The sequence below is a fragment of the Dyadobacter sp. NIV53 genome (genome assembly GCF_019711195.1).
In the GTDB taxonomy this organism is placed as follows: domain Bacteria; phylum Bacteroidota; class Bacteroidia; order Cytophagales; family Spirosomataceae; genus Dyadobacter.
Map to the genome: position 1 here is coordinate 1,532,475 of NZ_CP081299.1, position 20,645 is coordinate 1,553,119.

General features: G+C 38.5%; 19 protein-coding genes. 15 read left to right on the forward strand and 4 right to left on the reverse strand.

The window, feature by feature from the left end:
- Nucleotides 1-253: 253 nt before the first annotated feature.
- From KZC02_RS31500 to KZC02_RS06150, 11 genes are all read left to right on the forward strand, one after another.
- Entirely contained in the window at nt 254-769 is a 516-nt protein-coding gene (locus KZC02_RS31500; RefSeq protein WP_229254018.1) for a hypothetical protein, read from the forward strand.
- A 144-nt stretch (nt 770-913) separates the two neighbouring features.
- Nucleotides 914-1,741, forward strand: a complete 828-nt coding sequence (locus tag KZC02_RS06115) for a transketolase (RefSeq protein WP_221393295.1) — start codon at nt 914-916, stop codon at nt 1,739-1,741.
- Nucleotides 1,734-3,728 carry an NAD-dependent epimerase/dehydratase family protein gene (locus KZC02_RS06120; RefSeq protein WP_221393296.1) on the forward strand — a complete coding sequence of 665 codons (1,995 nt, stop codon included), beginning with the start codon at nt 1,734-1,736 and terminating at the stop codon, nt 3,726-3,728. The genes KZC02_RS06115 and KZC02_RS06120 overlap by 8 nt, the downstream gene beginning before the upstream one ends.
- Complete coding sequence (locus KZC02_RS06125; protein WP_221393297.1) at nt 3,725-4,645, forward strand: transketolase family protein; 921 nt, start codon at nt 3,725-3,727, stop codon at nt 4,643-4,645. Before KZC02_RS06120 ends, KZC02_RS06125 begins: the two co-directional genes overlap by 4 nt.
- Complete coding sequence (locus tag KZC02_RS31505; RefSeq protein WP_229254019.1) at nt 4,642-5,238, forward strand: hypothetical protein; 597 nt, start codon at nt 4,642-4,644, stop codon at nt 5,236-5,238. The genes KZC02_RS06125 and KZC02_RS31505 overlap by 4 nt, the downstream gene beginning before the upstream one ends.
- A 129-nt stretch (nt 5,239-5,367) precedes the next feature.
- Nucleotides 5,368-6,336 (forward strand): hypothetical protein, encoded by a 969-nt coding sequence (locus tag KZC02_RS31510; protein WP_229254020.1) that lies wholly within the window; start codon nt 5,368-5,370, stop codon nt 6,334-6,336.
- Nucleotides 6,337-6,338: 2 nt separating this feature from the next.
- Nucleotides 6,339-7,445, forward strand: a complete 1,107-nt coding sequence (locus KZC02_RS06135) for an acyltransferase (protein ID WP_221393298.1) — start codon at nt 6,339-6,341, stop codon at nt 7,443-7,445.
- Between the two features lie 75 nt (nt 7,446-7,520).
- Complete coding sequence (locus KZC02_RS06140) at nt 7,521-8,264, forward strand: glycosyltransferase family 2 protein (protein ID WP_221393299.1); 744 nt, start codon at nt 7,521-7,523, stop codon at nt 8,262-8,264.
- Nucleotides 8,265-8,275: 11 nt separating this feature from the next.
- A complete protein-coding gene (locus KZC02_RS31515) occupies nt 8,276-9,889 on the forward strand; it encodes a hypothetical protein (protein ID WP_229254021.1) in 1,614 nt (537 codons plus the stop codon).
- Nucleotides 9,879-10,961 (forward strand): hypothetical protein, encoded by a 1,083-nt coding sequence (locus KZC02_RS31520; RefSeq protein WP_229254022.1) that lies wholly within the window; start codon nt 9,879-9,881, stop codon nt 10,959-10,961. The genes KZC02_RS31515 and KZC02_RS31520 overlap by 11 nt, the downstream gene beginning before the upstream one ends.
- A 1-nt stretch (nt 10,962) precedes the next feature.
- Nucleotides 10,963-11,982 (forward strand): hypothetical protein, encoded by a 1,020-nt coding sequence (locus KZC02_RS06150; protein WP_221393300.1) that lies wholly within the window; start codon nt 10,963-10,965, stop codon nt 11,980-11,982.
- Nucleotides 11,983-11,984: 2 nt separating this feature from the next.
- Here KZC02_RS06150 and KZC02_RS06155 read toward each other — a convergent pair whose 3' ends face one another.
- Nucleotides 11,985-13,226: a sodium:proton antiporter gene (locus tag KZC02_RS06155; protein ID WP_221393301.1), complete on the reverse strand. Its 1,242-nt coding sequence runs from the start codon at nt 13,224-13,226 to the stop codon at nt 11,985-11,987.
- Nucleotides 13,227-13,461: 235 nt separating this feature from the next.
- Here KZC02_RS06155 and KZC02_RS06160 point away from each other — a divergent pair, with 235 nt between their 5' ends.
- Together KZC02_RS06160 and KZC02_RS06165 are read left to right on the forward strand one after the other, a co-directional pair.
- A complete protein-coding gene (locus tag KZC02_RS06160; RefSeq protein ID WP_221393302.1) occupies nt 13,462-14,148 on the forward strand; it encodes a hypothetical protein in 687 nt (228 codons plus the stop codon).
- Between the two features lie 179 nt (nt 14,149-14,327).
- Nucleotides 14,328-16,058 (forward strand): M14 family metallopeptidase, encoded by a 1,731-nt coding sequence (locus tag KZC02_RS06165; RefSeq protein ID WP_221393303.1) that lies wholly within the window; start codon nt 14,328-14,330, stop codon nt 16,056-16,058.
- 16 nt (nt 16,059-16,074) lie between these two features.
- On the opposite strand, the gene KZC02_RS06170 is transcribed toward KZC02_RS06165, so the two are convergent.
- Nucleotides 16,075-16,881, reverse strand: coding sequence for a hypothetical protein (locus tag KZC02_RS06170; RefSeq protein ID WP_221393304.1), 807 nt, complete (start codon nt 16,879-16,881; stop codon nt 16,075-16,077).
- A 253-nt stretch (nt 16,882-17,134) separates the two neighbouring features.
- On the opposite strand from KZC02_RS06170, the gene KZC02_RS06175 reads away from it, so the two are divergent.
- The gene (locus tag KZC02_RS06175) at nt 17,135-18,280 is read left to right on the forward strand and encodes a DEAD/DEAH box helicase (protein WP_221393305.1); all 1,146 of its coding nucleotides are present in this window, start codon (nt 17,135-17,137) and stop codon (nt 18,278-18,280) included.
- Nucleotides 18,281-18,451: 171 nt separating this feature from the next.
- Complete coding sequence (locus tag KZC02_RS06180) at nt 18,452-18,718, forward strand: rhodanese-like domain-containing protein (RefSeq protein ID WP_310590413.1); 267 nt, start codon at nt 18,452-18,454, stop codon at nt 18,716-18,718.
- A 5-nt stretch (nt 18,719-18,723) separates the two neighbouring features.
- Here the strand turns inward: KZC02_RS06180 and KZC02_RS06185 are convergent, their stop codons facing one another.
- Together KZC02_RS06185 and KZC02_RS06190 are read right to left on the reverse strand one after the other, a co-directional pair.
- Nucleotides 18,724-19,839 carry an amidohydrolase family protein gene (locus KZC02_RS06185; protein ID WP_221393307.1) on the reverse strand — a complete coding sequence of 372 codons (1,116 nt, stop codon included), beginning with the start codon at nt 19,837-19,839 and terminating at the stop codon, nt 18,724-18,726.
- A gap of 218 nt (nt 19,840-20,057) precedes the next feature.
- Nucleotides 20,058-20,591 (reverse strand): hypothetical protein, encoded by a 534-nt coding sequence (locus KZC02_RS06190; protein WP_221393308.1) that lies wholly within the window; start codon nt 20,589-20,591, stop codon nt 20,058-20,060.
- Between the last annotated feature and the right edge of the window lie 54 nt (nt 20,592-20,645).

Consider the following 20,645-nt stretch of genomic DNA (forward strand, 5'->3'; position numbering starts at 1 on the left):
TATTAATTCTTTGGTTTCGTTTGAAGGATAAAATCAACAGACCTGCCTGGCTTGGACAAAAGCTGCCATACATTTTAGTAATTTTTACATCACTTTTTTACACAAACCATAAGGCACAGCTCTGCATTTTGTCTGTGAGTATCTTTGCACTGTCATTTTTACCAGATATCCATAAAAATGCCAGCCAGTTGCAGAAAAAAGATTGTGGCTGTTGTATATAATGGCACTTGTACCAACATTTTTCTTAATTGTAATGGCATTTAAGGGTGGGCATACCAACGGCTTAACACAACGCTATTCCGGTTTCTCATTCCCTTATGTGATTATCCTGATAGGGTTACTTTTACAATATTTTACCAACCTGAAAGCGGAATTTCGTCTTTTAATCTTTGTTTTTCTTGCACTTCAGCTATATTATGTCGGGCTGCGTTTAAAAGAACTGTATGAAGACCGTTCGGCCAAATATGGTTATTTTGTAGATCCACGCGATCCTAACCCATACTTTGCAGCAGCACGAAAAATAAAAGAAGTGTATCAAAAAGGTGATACCATTATTTATCCATCCCGGAAATATCCATTGTTGTCAGAAATGGACCGTACATTTTTACCTTATTCGCTACGGGATGCACAACTTACCAACCTGTATTTTTTAAAAGAAGCTGATTATATTCAAAAAATTGATACTACGCAGACAGACAGGATATTAATTAAAAGAAGTATACAAAAAGACACGCTTGAAATTATTAATCTGAAAGGGCGGCAGTATTGATCTGAGCAGCCAATGCAGGTACTTTTTAAAAAGTCTGCCAATAAGATTTTGTATATTGCGCCCAAATTTGTGCCAAATTACTTGTTACTTTGTCTCCAAAAAGTGGTACATATTCTAATAAGATAGTACATCGACATACACGCAATGACCATAGAAGAAATATTAAGTGATCCAAAACCGCTCAGCGGAGAGCTAAGGCTTAAAATATTGGGTTTATATCATCAGGCAAATGCCGGGCATATAGGCTGCTCTTTAAGCTGTATTGACTTAATGATTTCCGTATTGTTTCTTAATAAATCCCCCGAAGACACGTTTATTTTATCCAAAGGCCATGCTGCTGCGGCACTTTACGCATGCCTGAACACCCTTGGCGAAATAACCGACGAAGAACTGAGCACCTTTTATACGGACGGGACTACGCTTCCGGCCCACCCTGCCCCAAGACAATATAAAGGAATCCCTTTTGCAACCGGCTCACTAGGACACGGCTTACCCATAGCCACCGGAATTGCCCATGCAGCGAAAATTGCGGATGAAGAAAGTTATTCATTTGCCCTGCTTTCGGATGGTGAAACGAACGAAGGAACTACTTGGGAAGCAGCTCATTATGCTATTCAAAATCAATTGGATAATCTGTTTATGCTGGTTGATAAAAATGGTTTGCAGGGATTTGATTCTACTGATAAAGTGCTGGGAGAAACAGCTTCTGTTGAAAAATGGAAAGCTATCGGTTTTGAAACGGTAGAAGTCGACGGACATGACATTGTGTCCCTGAATGAAACAATAAAGGAATTAAAAGGCCATAAAAACGGATTACCAAAGGCAATTATCGCGCAAACGGTAAAAGGCAAAGGTGTTTCTTACATGGAAAATAAACTGGAATGGCATTACCTGCCCATGAACACAGAACAATATCAGCAGGCCACTCTGGAAATAAAGGAACGCTATCTTAATGAATTAACGAATGCTTGATCAGTTACCGGTCTACCGTGAAAAAATAGAAAAACTCAAAGGACCTATATTTGTTTTTGGCGCCAGTGGATTTATCGGCGCTAATCTTTTTAATGACATCTTCAAAATCAGGAAAGATTGCTATGCGCTGACACACGACGCAACAAAAGCATGGCGGCTTAAACTTTTAAATGTTCCTTTTGAAAATATCATTCATTGTGATATTCTTTCTAATAACTCAGTGCTTGAAGTTTTTGAGAAATATAAACCTCAGACAATTTTCAACCTGGCTGCTTATGGAGCATACAGTAAGCAAAGTAATGTAAACCTGACCTATGAAACGAATGTAATAGGAACCGTTAATTTATTACAGAACTGCACTAAAGAAATGGTATATATCCATGCCGGCAGCAGTTCTGAATATGGTTTCAACTGCACATCGCCAAAGGAAACGGACCGCGTTGAACCGAATAGCCATTATGCAGTTTCCAAGGTTTCAGCGGCTTATTTGCTGGAATATTATGCAAGGCTTTTTGATTTAAAAACACTTAATTTAAGGTTGTATTCTATTTACGGATACTGGGAAGAACCGGACAGGCTTATTTCCAAATTGATAGAAAGTGCGAGAAAAAAGCAGCTTCCTTCTCTTGTGTCTCCTGATATTAGCCGGGATTTTGTTTTCATAGAAGATTGTGTTGAAGCGTTTATTGATGCCGCCAACCACATAACCAGTGCTACCTCAGGCAAATCCTACAACATTGCAACGGGTAAAAAAACAACAATAGGTGATCTTGTTGAAACCTCACGCAGCGCATTCAATATTCCCCAGGAACCGCAATGGGGAAGCATGTCAAACCGGAAGTGGGATCTGGCGGAATGGTATGGTGACCCTACTGCATTTGAAAACGACTTTGGCTGGAAAGCGAAAACATCTCTGGAAGACGGGCTTTTAAAAACGAGGAACTGGCAGGAAGAGGTTAACTATGAGGAGAAAATAATTCCGGCATTTGAAAATCCATTATTAAATCCGGTTATCACGGCAATTATTGCGTGTTACAAGGACGCACAAGCTATTCCTTTTATGTATGAAAGGCTGGTAAAGACATTCAATGAACTGAAAGTCAGGTACGAAATTATTTTTGTTAATGATAATTCTCCTGATAATCAGGAAGAGATTATTAATAAAATATGCGACAAAGATCCGAATGTTGTAGGTATAAGCCATTCAAGAAATTTTGGTTCGCAATCAGCTTTCCTGAGCGGAATGGAAATAGCCACTGGTGATTGTGTCGTATTGATGGATGGTGATTTGCAGGATCCGCCGGAAATTATCCCTGCATTTTATGAAAAATGGATGCTGGGAAATGATGTGGTTTATGGTGTACGTGTGCAGCGGGAAATGAAGCCGCATATTCACTTTTTCTACAAAACGTTTTATAAGATTTTCCAGAGTTTGAGCTATATCCCAATTCCCCGCGACGCCGGAGATTTTTCCATGATTGACCGGAAAGTGGTGAAAGAGCTGGTTGATTTGCCCGAAACGGAACAATTTCTTCGTGGATTACGTGCATGGGTCGGGTTCAAACAAACGGGAGTTCCGTATGTAAGGCCGGAACGTATGTTTGGTGTTTCGACTAATAATTGGACTAAAAATATCTGGTGGGCGAAAAAAGCAATTTTCTCATTCAGTTTTGCACCTCTCGAATTGATGAGCTACGCAGGATTCGGGTTAACCGGCTTGTCTATTTTGGGAATTATCTGGCAAATACTGTCCAAATTATTCTTCTTCCCCGATACTCCGCGAGGAATCAGTACGGTTATAGTATTAGTAACTTTTTTTGGTGGCCTTACCATCCTTGGCATCTCATTTTTAGGAGAATACATTACCAAAATTTTTGAAGAAACTAAAAAACGGCCTAAATATATTCGGACACGAATAAGGCGTGGTTCAAAATCTTATAAAACGGCTGATGAAATACGTACTTTAGTAAAACAGCTTAGGAAATGAGAAAAGAATTTTCAAACGCCATGGAACAACTGGCAGTAGAAGACGACTCGATCGTTTTCATTACCGGAGACCTTGGTTATAACGCGCTGGAAAACCTCAGGGCTAAACTTGGAAAAAGGTTTATCAATGCTGGTGTGGCGGAGCAGAATATGGTGGGTGTTGCAGCAGGATTTGCTCATAAAGGATATAAAGTTTTTTGCTACAGCATTGCTCCATTTATTGTATACCGTTGTCTGGAACAATTCCGTAATGACGTATGCTTTAACAATTTACCTGTTTTTTTGGTTGGTAATGGTGGTGGATACGGTTATGGAATCATGGGAAGCAGCCATCATGCTATCGAAGATATCGCTTGCCTGAGCGGCCAGCAGAATGCAAATATCTGGGTTCCGGCATTTGCAGATGAAGTTGAACCGGTTTTACGTCAGATAACAATAGATGCACGTCCGGCTTATCTTCGTTTAGGGGCAGGAAAAACAACACCTGAAAACGCCTATCCAACAGGTTCATTTAAAGTAATACACAAAGCAGAACATGCAGAAGTGACTATTTTTGCTTTGGGGCCTATTGCCAACAATGTTATGTCTGCTTTGGACATGGCTGATGATCTGTCATCCAAAGTAAATGTTATCACAGCTTTGCATTTTCCATTACAAATTGAGCCGGATTTATTCGAATTGATTGCAAAAACATCTCATTTACTCGTTGCAGAAGAGCATGTGAGCATTGGTGGACTGGCTCAGCAATTATCTGTGCAGTTGATGGAAAAAGGAATTTTTCCGCGCTCTTTTAAAAGTATACGTGCCGAAGGTTACCCAAATGGAAAATACGGTAGCCAATCGTATCATCAGAAACTTTCTGGACTTGATCCCGAGTCTTTGCTTTCCCATATTAACCAACTAATGATCCCGGCATGACCAAAAAGGCTTTAACCTTAATTTTTAGCCTGATCATATTGCTACCGGTCATCATTTATTTTATGGCCTGGGATTATTATGCCATTAATATTCCGAAATGGGACGACCATGCATTAAAAGCCTTTATTGTTGAATATGCGGGTGCGGATAACTGGAAGGAAAAAATCCCTGCACTTTTCAAACAACATAATGAACACCGGATTTCTGTAACCCGAATGATTGCCTGGGCGGATTTTACCACATTCGGTGCCCTGAATTTCAAACATCTGATGCTGGCTGGCAATTTGCTTTTATTGGGGGTTATTCCGTTGTGGCTCATACTTTTATTGAAAAATAAAAAACCATTATTTGCCCTTTTGCCTATTCCTTTTATCTGGCTAACACTGGCATTCTGGGAAAATATGTATTGGGGCATGGCCTCCATCCAGAATTTTGGCGTTGTCACTTTTACCTTATGGACTTTTTATCTGTGCCTTAATCCTAAGCCAATAGTTTTCACCTTTTCGCTGTTACTTGCATGGATCACGGTACTAACAAGTGGCAACGGATTGCTTGTACTACCAATTGGGGTTGTGTTGCTGTTTCTCCTATAGAACAGAAAAAGAGTTGCCATTTGGATCATCAATAGTGGAGTAGCTATTTTCTGCTATTTTTATTGGTATACCAAATCTGTATCAAATCCTGCTTCCAAAGCTTCAATACTACAACTGACGAAGGGTTACATGGCATTTCTGGGTTCTTTTGCGGAATCAATACCAGTTAAAGATAGTTTCAGAATGTGTTTTTTGATTGGAATTGTTCTTTTTCTGGTTGCCATTTCTATTGCCTCTACAACGCTGTTCCGTATTATAAGGAACAAATATCCGGCTAAATTTGAACGGACTACCGATCTTTTTTGCCTTGGAGCTATTCTGTTTATACTGGGAACTGCATTAATAGTTGTATACAGCCGCGCCGGATTTGGGCTGGAAGGATTGATTACCAGCAGATATAAGATTTATTCCGTACTGCTTTTGATCGTGGCCTACTTGTACGTGGTCATACCGATAAAAGGAAGTTTCTTATCGCCATACATTACGGCCATTGTATTTTTTGCAATCCTTTTTAATGTATTCAGCTATCATTATCATTTGGTAGACGCTTTCAATCTGAGAAAAATGCTGGTTACTGAACAGTTTAACTGGACTTATACGGACAGGAATTTAAAAACTCCCGAAGACACCACTTTCGTAGGGCGAATTGTTGAAAAAACACCAGTTTGTTATGAAAGCTGGCTTCCTCTTATCGGCATAGCAGAAAGGCAAACTTATGCAGGCAGCTCCCGAGGGCTGATCCAGCTCTATGACAACACAACTTTTAAAAAGGGAGCCAATACATTTGACATTGACAATAAAACATTTACGAGCCAGCGTTTGCAGGATAGCGGGATTTATGTCCTTTTAAAATCTAAGAAAAGATATTATGTATTCCCGGGGTACCGAACCAGAAACAAAAGCCGGAAAGAGTTATTCCTGAAACAGTACTATTTTGCACCAGGCTTTCATGTGGAAATACCATACTATACCATGGAACCAGGCACTTATGATGTAGCGCTTATCAGACAGGAAGGTAATAAAACCGGCATTCTTTTCAGAGATGAGAAAGTAAAAGTGAAGGAAACTAAAGAAATTAAAGCTCAGGTAAACTGGTAATTATGCGTGCAACAGCTCAGGGACATATTTTACAATTAGACGGAATCCGTTTTATAGCCGTAGCCCTGGTTCTATTTGATCATCTTCTGGTTGGAGTTAATATTATTCCGTTTGGCCCTCTTGGAGTTACAATATTTTTTGTACTGAGCGGATTTTTAATATCAAGAATTCTTCTGAAAAGTAAGGATAAAACGTCCGATGAACCTGGCGGTTTTAAAAAATACCTGCGTAAATTCCTTATCAGGCGTACCATACGTATATTTCCGGTTTACTATCTGACAATAGCCATATTGTATGTCTTAAACGTTCCTCCGGTTCGTGATAAACTGGCATGGCTCGCTCTATACGGTACTAATATTTACATTGCGATCAATCAGCACTGGATGGGTTCAGTAGATCATTTCTGGTCACTAGCTGTTGAAGAACAGGTATATTTATTTTTCCCTTTTCTTATATTTTTTGTAGCCCGCAAAAACCTGATTACCTGGCTTGCCATAATGGGCGTTATCAGTGTAGCACTACGGTTCTATTTCTTTTATTCCGGCAAAGAGTGGTTTGTTTCCTATGTAACAATGCCTGCGTGTCTTGATTCATTTGCATTGGGAGGGTTAATGGCCTGGCTGCAACTTTATAAAAAGGAAGTATTCCAGAAACTTTTCAGCAAGAGCTGGCCGGTACTATTAGGACTTTTATCCTGGATGCTTTTACATTACTGGTCAAAAACTTCCGGGGAGCTGTACAATGTGGCTAACGTAGTGTTAGATAGGTTAGTATCTTCTGTTTTTTGCTTCTTTCTGATCGGAAGGGCCGTCATGGGATTTGGCGGGTTATTCGGAATGTTTCTGGAAAATCCGGTTAGTGTTTACCTGGGCAAAATCAGCTATGGACTGTATCTTTATCACAACTTTGTATATAACCATTTCCATAGTGGTTCTACACATCCTACTGTTCGTTTGCTACATAAAATCTATCAGTATATACCTGAATTACAGGGATCTCTGGCATTTGAAGCAAGCCTGGTTGTTTTGCTTACTATCCTTGTTTCTTCAGTATCCTGGTTCTTTTTTGAGAAGCCGATCAACGCTCTGAAAGACAGGTATGCCTACTAAATAATAATTACCAATAGCCGGTATCCGGTCTTTATTTCTTAATTTCGCGCAAACATACACCAAATAAGCTTCTGCATGTCGTTCCTTTTAAGCATTGTAATGCCCGCATACAACGAACAGGATTGTATAGAAAAAGTAGTATATAACTGGACTAATTTTTTAAAAAATAGATTTCCTAATGATAATACCACATTGATTGTAATCAATGATGGCTCTAAAGACAACACAAAAGTCCTTCTGGATAAACTTGAAAAGGAAGTAACTAACCTAACAGTTGTAAATCAAAAAAACGGTGGCCATGGTAATGCAGTTGTAAATGGCTATCACAAAGCACTGGAACTTGGTTCGCAATATGTATTTCAAACAGATAGTGACGACCAGTTTGTATCGGAAGATTTTGATAAATTATGGAACAAACGAGATCAATCCCAGTTCATTTTAGGTTATCGTGAAGTAAGGCATGATGCAGGTGTACGCCTGTTCATTACCAAATTCCTGCGTGGTACGATTTCGCTCGTGTATGGGACATATATCATGGACAGTAATATACCTTTCCGTTTGATTAAAGGCACATTTCTTCAAAAACTGATGGATCAGCTGCCTAATCCGGAACCATTTGCTCCAAATATTTTTTTATCAGTAATGGCAAAAAAATCAGGTCAGGAAACTTTTGATATACCCATTACCCATAAAGATCGTGAAACAGGAGAAGTTTCGATTGTAAAATGGAACTTATGGAAGGTTTGTATCCGAAGCTTTAAAGAATTATTGCGCTTTCGCCAGGAGCTTAATCAAAAAGTAAAAGCGATTCGTGCTTAAATAAAGAGCCTGTGTCAAGAAAAATAATTGTAACTATCCTGCTTGTGTCTGTCATTGCATTAGCAGGATATTTTCTGTTCAGGTGGTCCAAGGGTTCTTCGGCCGCATGGAAATATATTCCATCCAACGCTATTGTTGTGATTACGAGTGAACATCTACAGGATTCACTGTATGAGGCAACAGAAGCCGGCGTAGATGTTAAACGGCTGCCGCTTCTGGATATCGCTAGTGATAACCTGTCACTGCTGAATTTGCTGACACCGGATGCAAAAAAACTATCGGTTTTTTTAAAAGGAAAAACAATTTCCTACTCTTATCATCCTCGTACGGGCACGGAATGGGGAATACTCATGTATATTCCAATTGCCAATGAGGATGAATCCAAATGGCTGTTCAATCCGCAGCACGGCAATATTCGCGTACTGCAACATACATTTCAGAATCAACGCATTACCGATATTAATGACACCTCTTCCCGGCCACTTTTTTCTTATTTGGTCAAAGATGATTATTTAATTGTAAGTTATTTTGGTGATCTGATAGAAGATGTAGTACGGTCGTCTTCCATTAGCATACAGTCATTTAAACTAAAATCGCAATTTGCAAAAAGCCACGATTCTAATTATGGCACGAGCATTTATCTCAAAAGTGAAGCATGGAAATCAGTTGTAAGCTCTGGCAATAATACTGCTACATTTAGGGAATTCGCTAAAAATTTTCCGGAATTACAGGACTTCCATATCGATGCAGCACAGGATCCACGGAAGCTCAGCATACAGTCTGGAGGTGGTGAATCTCCCGGTTATTATCTTACGGAGTTATTAAAGGATAACCAGGGCTCTCCTTTTACCAGTCACAAGCATATTTCACAGCAAACCTCCTACTTCTACCGCTTTGCAGCCAGTGACAAAGATGCTTTTAAAAAGAAATTTTTAAATTGGCACGAGAAAAATAAAAGTGAAGCCTGGGAAAAAATCAATTACCATATAGGAAAGGAAAGCAGTTTGCTTACTGAGAATTTTGGTTCAGAACTGATACTTTGTCAATTGGAAGAAAACAACAGTATTAATGACGGTAAGATACTGCTTGCCGAATTTTCTAATTATGATAAACTAAGACCTGTACTTTTAAAGTTAGCCAAACTGTCAACATCAGAATCTAATGTTTCAGTGGACAAATATCAGGGTTACGACATCTATTCAGTCCCCATTCCTGAATTACCAGCAGGACTTTATGGCCCGATGTTTACGGGTTTTTCAGTAAGTTATATTACTTATGTTGCTCCATATCTGGTAATCAGCAACAATTCACAGGTTTTGCAAAACTATATTACAGACTACGAAAATCATATTACCTGGAAGCAATCTCCGGAATATGACAGCATACTAACCAAGGAAAAAACTGATGCCCAGCTGTCACTGGTCGTAAATCTAAGAAAAGCGCAATCACGTGGCGGTAATCAGGGAGGCAAAAATTATACTGACATTACTTCAAAAATAGAGTCAATTGTATTCCGGTGTCATTATTACGGCAATGAAGCATCTCCTGAGATATTGCTGTATCCAAAGAAAAAGACAAACTGCAAAAAAAGTACTCAACCGCACTTTCCTCAATATGGATATTGAATGGCCTGTACTTTATGATTCGGAACTGGCAGCTCTGCAAAATCCTGTTGATGGGAGTTCTGAGATTCTGCTAACTGATATTAACCATAATCTGTTAAGAACCAGTGATCTTAAAAGTGGAAAAACAGAAAATATTACCAAACTGAACGGCCCTATTGTTACTTCAGCTTATAAAGTGGACTTTCTGAATATAGGACGTGAGCAAAGAATATTGGCAACTCAAAGTGCAGTGTATGCATTTGACCAGGATGATTCTTTAAGAATTACTCCTTTTTCTGTTAGAATTCCATCAGCGAGTAATATTGCAGCTTTATATCTGATAGACGGTGGCTATGATGGAAGTAATCGTTTTATTATTCAGGATGCGGCTCAGGATCTGTTTCTTTGGGAGAGTGTAAGTAAGCCTGTTAGAAAACTGAACCGATCCGGCTCTTTCGAAAATATACAAAGTCCTGTAATGGCGCTCAACCAGATAGGCAATCGTGGATTTATTGTTACACAGAAAAACGGAAAAATCTATTTGTTAAAAGAGAACGGATCTGTTCGCCAGGGTTTTCCTGTTGATATTTTAACACGTTCAGAGAGTGCATTTACATGGTCACAAAATTCAGCAACCGGATACCCTGAGTTGGTAGGTGTGAGTGTTTCAGGTGAACTGATTAAAATTAGTCTGGATGGAAAGATCACCTCACGTATTCAACTTTTAAGGCCGGAACCAGGATCAAGATTCAAAACATTATTTGACCGTAATTCCCAGGACTGGATATTGGTAAGATCTGCATTTTCCAAGACGGCCATATTGACCAAGGAAGGTGTTGAGCTTTTTGAAATCAAGGATATTTTACCCAATTCAGTGATCCAGTATCACTATTTCGGCGTCGATAATCGTTTTATAACAATTCGCTCAGGCAATTACACGACAGTTTTCGATATGACTGGTAAAAGGCTTGGTGACAAACCCATTCCTTCGGAAATACCAGTACAGCTTACATATCAGCCAGGATATTATAAACTGTTGATTTTTAGCCAGTCAGAAAAGAAGGTACAGGTTTGGTCTATTAAGCTGAGATAGTATGAGATTTTTTAAATATATCATTTTATTTATAGCATCACTGATCTGGATTATAGGATTAAGCCCGGTTTTGAGTATTAAAATGACGGCTCAGGATAGTTACAGGTATGGAGATTTGTACCGGCTTTCTAACTTATCCGAGTTTAAAGATTTAAGAAAAGAATGCGGGGATTATAAATTACCCACCCATAAGACTTCACCAAAGAAAATTCATCTATACATCATTGGTGATAGCTTTACTGAAAAGCAACGCGTCGGAAAAAAAGATTTTGTAGTTGACGAATATACCTATGTTCACTGGAGTGAAGTGCTTCATGTAAAACCGGATACATCCCAAATTAATATATTGCTTTTGGAATCAGTTGAACGGCATTTTCGGGAGAAATTCGCAAAGGCCCCGATCCAAAACCTGATTGCTGATTCCACCACTTTCATAGCTAAAAGTGCAAGCCCGCCTTTTATGAACCAGCTGGATAATGCATTCCGGTCAAAATCTACGGAAGGACGACTGGATGAATTGCTTTTTCAAAATGACTTTATACTGGCTTTAAAACAGATGAAAGCTGATTTTAATTACCATGTTTTTAATCGTGTCAATAAGGAAGTAACACGGATTAATGACGGTAAAGACATCGTTTATTACATGGATACTGATACGCCTGAAACGACTTCCTCTTTTTCGAAAATTAGAAATTCAGAGATTGATTCAATGGTGTATCATCTGAATAAAACACAGGAGATTGCTATAAAAATAGGATTTGATCAGGTTATCCTTTCAATCATTCCTAACAAAGTATCAGTTCTGAGCCCTACCTATGATATTTATAACCAGCTGATCAGCAGAATATATTCAAATACTGAACTTAACCTTCGGGTTATTGATGTTTATAGTGATTTTCAAAAATTAGGCGGGAACTCATACTTAAAAGGCGATTCCCACTGGACCTGTGAAGGACAGTATTTGTGGCTGAATAAAACCAATAGTATAATTCAGCAAATTGTGGAGAAACCTAATTTGTAACACTACAGATTTTCCATTTTCTTGGTCAGTTTCCCAACTGTAAGTCCCTGAACAATAATAGAGAACAACACTACAAAATAAGTAATTGCCAAAAGCAGATCCTTATTTAAACCATCATCAATGGACAACGCCAGTGCTATTGAAACGCCTCCACGCAATCCACCCCAAACGAGTATCGTAATAGATTTCCGTCCAAAACGATTTTTGAAGGGAATCAGCTTTACCGGTAAGTAAATTGAGATAAATCTGGCAAAAAGAACAACCGCAATCGTAATCACACCAATCAGTCCATATTGTTTAAGGTCAGGTATCAGCAGTAACTCAAATCCGATGATCAGGAACAAAATAGCATTTAATATTTCATCGATCAGCTCCCAGAATTTATCAATGTAATCCCGCTCCATTTCAGACACACCTCCCAGATTTTTACCATAATTACCCACAACCAAACCTGCTGCAACCATAGCCAAGGGTCCGGACATGTGCATTGCCTGAGCTGCCAGATGGCCGCCCATCACAATTGCAAGCGTGATAAGCACGTGTACATTGTATCCATCTACGCGATAGATCATTTGTGAGCCCACGAAGCCTAACAATAATCCCAAAACAATTCCTCCCAAAGCTTCCTTAATGAAAAGCATGGTAATACCGCCGAAAGATGTATTTACCTCCTCTCCTCTTGCCAAAGCAAGCATTACAATAAATACAACAACGGCCATTCCATCATTAAACAAAGACTCACCGGCAATTTTTGTTTCCAATGATTTTGGAACGCCGGCCTGTTTCAGGATACCAAGTACTGCAATAGGATCAGTCGGTGATATCAACGCCCCAAATACCAGACACTGAATAAAAGGAATGGGCATGCCTACCAACGGAAGGATATTAAACATTAATAATCCGATTGCAAAAGTAGAAATGACTACGCTTACTGTTGAAAATATGATTACCGGCATACGTTGCTCACGCAGGTCTTCAAGATGTATATGAATAGCGCCTGCAAAAAGCAAAAAATTAAGCATGGCACCCATTAAAATCTCTGTAAGATCCACACTTAAAAAAAGCCTCGTGATACGGTCAAAAGTATGCGGAAAAATATTATCGGTAGCGAGAAGCCCCAAGGAAACCAGCAACGCAATAACCATAATTCCTATGGAAGCTGGTAGTTTTAAAAAACGGGCATTAATGTATGAAAAAACGGCAGAAAGAACGATTAAAGCTGAAAACGAATAATATAACTCCATGAAAATAATGTTTGTGCTAGCCCAAAATAGAAAAAACAGCTCGATAATGAAAATGAAAAACAGGTAAAAGAGAAACTCTAATGGTATTCTAATTTCAAAAAACAGGATCATGAAAGGGATTAATAATTGTGCCGGCTTTATGGAATGGCATAGTTTTGCTACACTTGTTTTAAAGTGGATAGTATTCCATCTAAACACTTACATTTACGAACATCCTATTCAAACAAGCAAAAACATGAGTTCTTTTAAAGTAGAAATCCTTTCTTTTAACAGTATTAATGAGTTACCCGATTCCTGGTCGAAAAGTGATTACCTGGCTCTGCTAAGTAGTATGGATTATGCAAATCCGGAGGAAATAAAAGATGCTGAGCTCAAAGAAATGGCGTTGATGTCCATCACCGATTTTGAGCCTGTTGAATCTGCCAAAATTGTTCTGGATTATTTAATAAATGAGAGGTTAACGGAAGGTCAGATCGAAAATCTTTCACATGAGATCATCACTGAGAAACTTTGGGAAGAATATCCGGAACTATCCCTTCATCCCGACCTTTTCCGTGCGACACAACTTCTTTATCAGGCATATAATGGCAAATTTCCCAGAACGGAAGCTGTACAATTTCAGATAAAAATTACGGGTGACGTCGCTATTTTTGAAGAAAATCCGGAAGCGCCAATTGTCAGACTATTGGCGGCAGGAATGTCGGATCACAGTTTGATACATCGCCTTTATACTGATCAAATAGAAGGTGAGAATTTTGAAGATGCAAAAAACATTCTGTGGCAATTAAAAACAATTGCAAATGATGATACGTCTGTAACCTACGATATCGTAAGTTCTTCCTATTGGCTGGATGAGATTAAGTATGCAGATACTTATGAAGCCGAATCGCATGCAGATGCACCTGTGGAAGAAGAAAATTAATTGTAAATGTTGTCAAATTAAGAATAGGACAAGTGAAGAAATATGTTTCACTTGTCCTATTTTCTTTATAACCATTTTCATAATCCATGAGTGAATGAGCGTAGGTTCATACATTTAGAAAAAAAACTGATTACTTTCAGATTATATTATTATTCACTCCACAATCTGACTGGTTTTTTATGCAACTTTTCCGCCTTCTACTCTTTGTGCTGGTTTCTCTGCCTGTGGTAGCTCAATATCAGACCAGGTTTGAAAAAAGCGGCGGGAAGCAAACGCCGACTTATGAAGAGGGTATTGCATTTTATCAAAAATTAGGCAAAGATTTTCCTCAGATTCAAATTGCAGAAAAAGGTCCGACGGATAGCGGCAAGCCTTTACATTTAGTACTATATTCCAGAAATAAATCCTTTGATATCAAAAAACTGAAAGCGCAGGGAAAAGCAATTTTGCTTGTGAACAATGCGATCCATCCTGGTGAGCCTGATGGTGTGGACGCGTCGATGATGCTTTTACGTGATATTGCTTTAAACCCTGCCAAATTCCCGGAACTGGACAGTGTAGTTTTAGCCATTATTCCATTTTATAATATCGGCGGAGTTTTAAACAGAAACAGTACAACACGGACCAATCAGGACGGGCCGGAAGAATATGGTTTTCGTGGTAATGCGCGGGATTATGACCTGAACCGTGATTTTATCAAAAGTGATACGCGTAATGCGAGAAGTTTTGCAGCTATTTTTCATGAACTTGATCCTGATCTTTTTGCTGACACACATGTAAGCAATGGAGCAGATTATCAATATGTCATGACTTTGGATTATGCACAGAAAGACAAAATAGGCGGCTCCTTAGGAGAATTTAACGACAAGGTTTTCCTGCCTTACATGTACAAACATTTGAAAGAAGCTGGTTACGAGGCAACACCATATGTAAACGCATGGGGACAAACTCCGGATAAGGGTTTTGTTCAGTTCCCCGATTGGCCACGCTATTCGACCGGATATGCCGCACTTTTTCATACCATTGGTGTAATGACAGAAACGCACATGCTGAAACCCTATGACCAACGTGTAAAATCAACATATGCCTATTTATACGGAAATCTAAAAGTACTTTCCTTATATCGAAAACAGCTTTTGCAGCTTCGTAAAGACACCAAAGAAGCAGTGAAAATCCAGGGAAAATTTGCCGTTACATGGCAGATTAATAAGGAAAAACATACCGATATTTCGTTCAAAGGATTTGAGCCTGAAATATTAAAAAGTAAAATTAGCGGTGCCAACAGGCTTTACTACAACCGCGATAAACCTTTTACCAAAACAATTCCTTTCTACGACACCTATGAGCCTGTCGACGTTGTCGACAAACCGGTTGCTTATATCATTCCGCAAGGATGGTTTAATGTGATTGATCTGCTGAAACTAAATCAGGTTAAAATTACCCAACTTGAAAAAGACCAGGAACTGGAAGTGGAAGTGTATAAAATTCAGGATTACGAATCTCCAAAATCTCCTTTTGAAGGACATTACTGGCATACGAGTGTAAACTTAAATAAAGAAATTAAAAAGATAACTTTCAAAAAGGGAGACTGGTATATACCTGTAAATCAATCCGTAAACCGTTACATTATTGAAACCCTTGAACCAAAAGCAGTCGATTCTTTTTTCAAATGGAATTTCTTTGACACCATTTTACAGGCAAAAGAACATTTTTCCGGTTATGTATTTGAAGACCTGGCTGCTGAGATGTTAGAAAAATCACCTGAATTGAGAAAGAAACTGGATGACAAAAGAAATTCAGATCCTGAATTTGCCAAAAGCGGTGAAGCCCAACTGAATTTTATATACGACAACTCGCCATACAGGGAAAAAGAATACATGCGCTATCCTGTATTCAGATTGATGAAGTAGCAACAACCAATTTCAATTAAAACCGAAAACCCAGATTAAAATTAAACTCTCCCGTAACATTTATACTGTTATTGATTATTTGTGCTGGTTGTTTTTCCCTGTCAATATAGCGTGCTCCAATCCCGCCATTTAATCCTATCTGAAAAGAAGGTGTGATCTGGAAGTTGATATAATTATTGACAATCACTCCCAATCTAAAATTCTTGCTGGAATTGTTCATTTGTGTATAACCACCAGTAACAGGATCATAACCGTAAAATGGCCTTTTCCCGATTGCCGTAAATAAGTTTGGCCCAACTGCATATGTAACCTTTCTTTGCCCAAAGGGATAAACTTTAAAACCAGGTGAGAAATAAAACAAATTTGCTCCATTTCTACCATTATCATAAAAGTTGTAACTATCCGGAAAGATTAAACTAACCGGTAAAACAACCCCGAAATACTGACGCTTGTCAAGCAGTATCTCATAACTTATTCCTATTCCGGGACCGCTGTCCAATGCTTTAAATGGAGAAAAGTTTATCATATTTCTACCAAATTCTTCATCCCGGTTAACAGGATTTTTATTGTTTTTAATTCTATCATGGTAGTTTAGGAGCACAATCTGGCCGTTTGCAAATTCTATTGTTTTGAGCTCACTTTTTCGGATAACAAACGAAGCACCATTCAGGTCGTTGTTGATTTTATAAGTTACCCGGTCTATTCCAACTTCAATTACTTTACCTTCAATAGTATCACCATTTTTCCTGATCATTACATCCTGAGCATAAACAGAAATACAGGAAGTCAGAAATAATACATTTAAACGAATAACTTTCCACATAGAATAAGGATTTACAAATGTCGGTTAAAGATAAATAATTATAAATTCGATACAATATTAAGTTAACTATATAACAGCTACAAAACGATTGCAGACAGGCATAAATTACGTTATACGTAAAGAATTGAACGTTTAAAATTTCAATGCTGTTATAAGTTGAATGTCTTTAGTTATAATCAGCTACATGGCATAATTACAATTTTCTGCTCTTTCCATTTTGAATTAATTTGGTGGAGCGTCTTAACAAAACCAAATGACATTTCAAGAATTAGAACTCATTGAGCCTATTTCCAAGGCTCTGACAGAAGAAGGTTACAATACACCCACCCCAATTCAGTCAAAAGCGATCCCACTTATTTTACAGCAAAGAGATTTATTGGGTTGCGCACAAACAGGAACTGGTAAAACGGCAGCTTTCGCTATACCTATTTTACAGCTACTTAGTAATAAGCCAGTTAATAAAACAGAAAAAAGCCGGATCAGAACGCTTATTCTGACTCCAACTCGCGAACTGGCCATACAAATTGGTGAAAGTTTTGCGGCTTATGGTCGTCATACCGGTATTAAACATACCGTGATTTTTGGCGGAGTTGGCCAAAAGCCACAAACGGATGCTATACAAAGAGGTGTTGACATTTTGATTGCTACGCCAGGTCGTTTACTGGATCTGATCAACCAGAATTTCATCAAATTAAATCAGCTGGAAATTTTTGTTCTGGATGAAGCAGATCGTATGCTTGACATGGGATTTGTGCATGATGTAAAGAAGGTAATTAAATTATTGCCGGCTAAACGTCAGTCTCTTTTCTTCTCGGCCACAATGCCATCAGCAATCATGACGCTGGCCGATACGATCCTTACCAATCCTGCGAAAGTAGAGGTAACGCCTGTTTCGTCAACAGCTGACACGATCAAACAATCACTTTTTTATGTAGACAAATCGGATAAAAACTCTTTGTTGCTGCATATTTTAGAAGATGCTACAATTGCCACTGCATTGGTTTTTACCCGTACCAAACATGGTGCTGATAAAGTGGTGAAAGTTTTGCGTAAGGCAGGTGTAACCTCCGAAGCAATTCACGGCAATAAATCGCAGAATGCACGTCAGAATGCTTTGAAAAATTTCAAAAGCCAGACTACACGCGTTTTAGTTGCAACCGATATTGCAGCACGTGGTATTGATGTAGATGATCTGACACACGTAATCAACTACGAGATTCCGAATATTCCGGAAACATACGTTCACCGGATTGGAAGAACCGGACGTGCCGGAGCAAAAGGTATTGCACTATCATTTTGTGATTCAGAAGAAAAACCATTTTTAAAGGACATTCACAAACTGATCGCAAAAAATATTCCGATTGAAAAAAATCATCCATACGATACAGGAAGATATTAATGCTGAGTTGATGTAATCTGCCCTTAAAACAGATTTACTGGCCGCAAAGATTTGAATTTGAACCTCGGTTCTTTCGATCTTTGTGGCTATTTTTTGTATATAAATAATCCTTGGAATACAAGATTTGCCATTATGACTAAAAATTCTTACACTGACATCTCTTTATCCGAAATGCAAACAATAAGGAATAAACCGGATGTTGTTTTGGTTGACGTACGGGAACCCTGGGAATTTGAAGAGTTTAATGAAGGTGGAATGAACATTCCTCTTGCTGAAATACGTCAGAACCGAGAAGTTTTAAATCTTTACCATACAATTATTGTAATCTGTACAAATGGTGTAAGAAGTAAAGTCGCAGCGATGGATTACTGCCGTGTTCCTGAATGGAATGACAAGAAAATACTGCATGTGAAAGGCGGGATTATTGAGATGGAGTGATAATATTACTTTTGATACTGGATCTTTCCATCTTTCATGACCATCTTCACTTGAAAAAGAGATTTTTTAAAATCCTTTTTCAAGTCACCTTCAAAAACTGCAAGATCGGCAAATGCATTTTCTTTAATAACGCCAATCTGATCCTTCATTTCCAATGCAATTGCAGCGTTAGCAGTTGCAGTTTTCAACACGTCTTCTGCAGAAAGTCCATAATCATAATAACCCCAGATAGTTTGTTTAGCGTCATCTCCTCTGGGCATTTTTGTATCATGATAAGCATCAGATCCTGCAACAATCCTCACACCCAGCTGACTAGCCCGAATAAGATCTTTTCCCCGGCGTTCTAAGCTATTCCTGATATCTTCAATATTATATTTCAAATTCATTATTTCATGGTAATGAACAGCTCCTTTGACTGACCCATAAGTAGGTACAAGGTAAATACCTTTCTTAGCCATTATTTTCAAGGTAGTATCTCTAAATCCATAGCCATGCTCTACTCCATCAACTCCTGCCTCTATGGCCGCCTGAACAGCCCAGTCCCTGTCGCAGTGAACTGTAACTTTCAGTCGCTGCTCATGGGCTGTCTGAACAATGGCCTTCATTTCATCCAGACTTAAAGTAAGCCGGTTACCAATAGCAAGTATTTTAATGACATCTACACCCTGAACAATGTGTTCCTTAACCGCCTTTTTTGCTTCCTCTACACCACTGATCATCGTTTGTTCCTGTTCTGATATACGTTGAAAATCCTTAACAGGTAAATGATAAAACTGTCCGTCCATTGAGCCAATTATTGGACCTGATACCAACATTCTTGGACCCTTGATGTATCCCTTTTCAATTGCATTTTTTACCTCAACATCAAGATACTGGCCTGAGTTACCTAAGTCGCGGATTGTAGTAAATCCAGCATTCAGATAACTATCAGCAAAATACGCCGCTCTTAATACCCTGCTTTCGGACGAGTTCATGACAGCATCTATTGACAGATCTTCATTTAATCCCTGGTTGGTTAATATATGTGTATGAGAATCAATGAGCCCTGGTGTTATTGTGAAGTTGCGGTAGTCCAGCACCTCAGTATTTTCAGGAACATCAAGGCTTTGTCCAACTTTCATAATCAGGTTACCCTTAATTAAAATTTGTTGGTCTTTCACAAAAACATTTTTCTCAGAATCGTACATTTGGCCTGCTTTAACCAAATAATATTTAGGTAATAACTGAGCTGATGCCGTGTTACAAGAATTAAAAACCATTTGTACCAGCAAGACTAAGGGGAAAGCTTTAAAATGGATAATCATGTTAGAAATGTGTATTGAATTTTGTACTGTTTCGATTACTTAGAGCAATCAGTCAATTGCCTTGTTTTCCCCTGATCAAGTTGCCAGCAATTGCCGTAAATATCGGAATAAATTACACGTAGATTAAAGAAATCACTTTCAACCTTATGCATTAATTGTCTTGCTAATGAATCATTTTGATAAATCCCTATCAGCTCAAAATTATCACCAGGCTTTAAAACCGACTCGGGAGCAATTGCTCCAAATCCAATTCCTTTTTTATCTCTGCCAATTTGTTCCCAGATAAACTCCCTTGAACTTTCATAAGTTTTAGTTTTGTGCTGCCACTCTACTTTTTTAACGATTGCCGGGCCAACGCCATTATTTTCAATTCCAAAGCGATAATTGCCTACTCTATTTGAAGATGCTATCTGAAGATATGGCCAGACAGAAGCATGTTGCTGCTCACGTGCAATTTTGGTTTGGAAAATGGAAACGATAAGCGCTGCCAGACTGAGAAAAGTAGCTGATAAGCCTAATAGTAACTCTATATTAAATTTTCGTGCAGGTTTACTTGTATTTTCAGACATTACTGAACTTTAAATTATCACAATATCTTTGGCAAGTATAATAAAATATAGCAA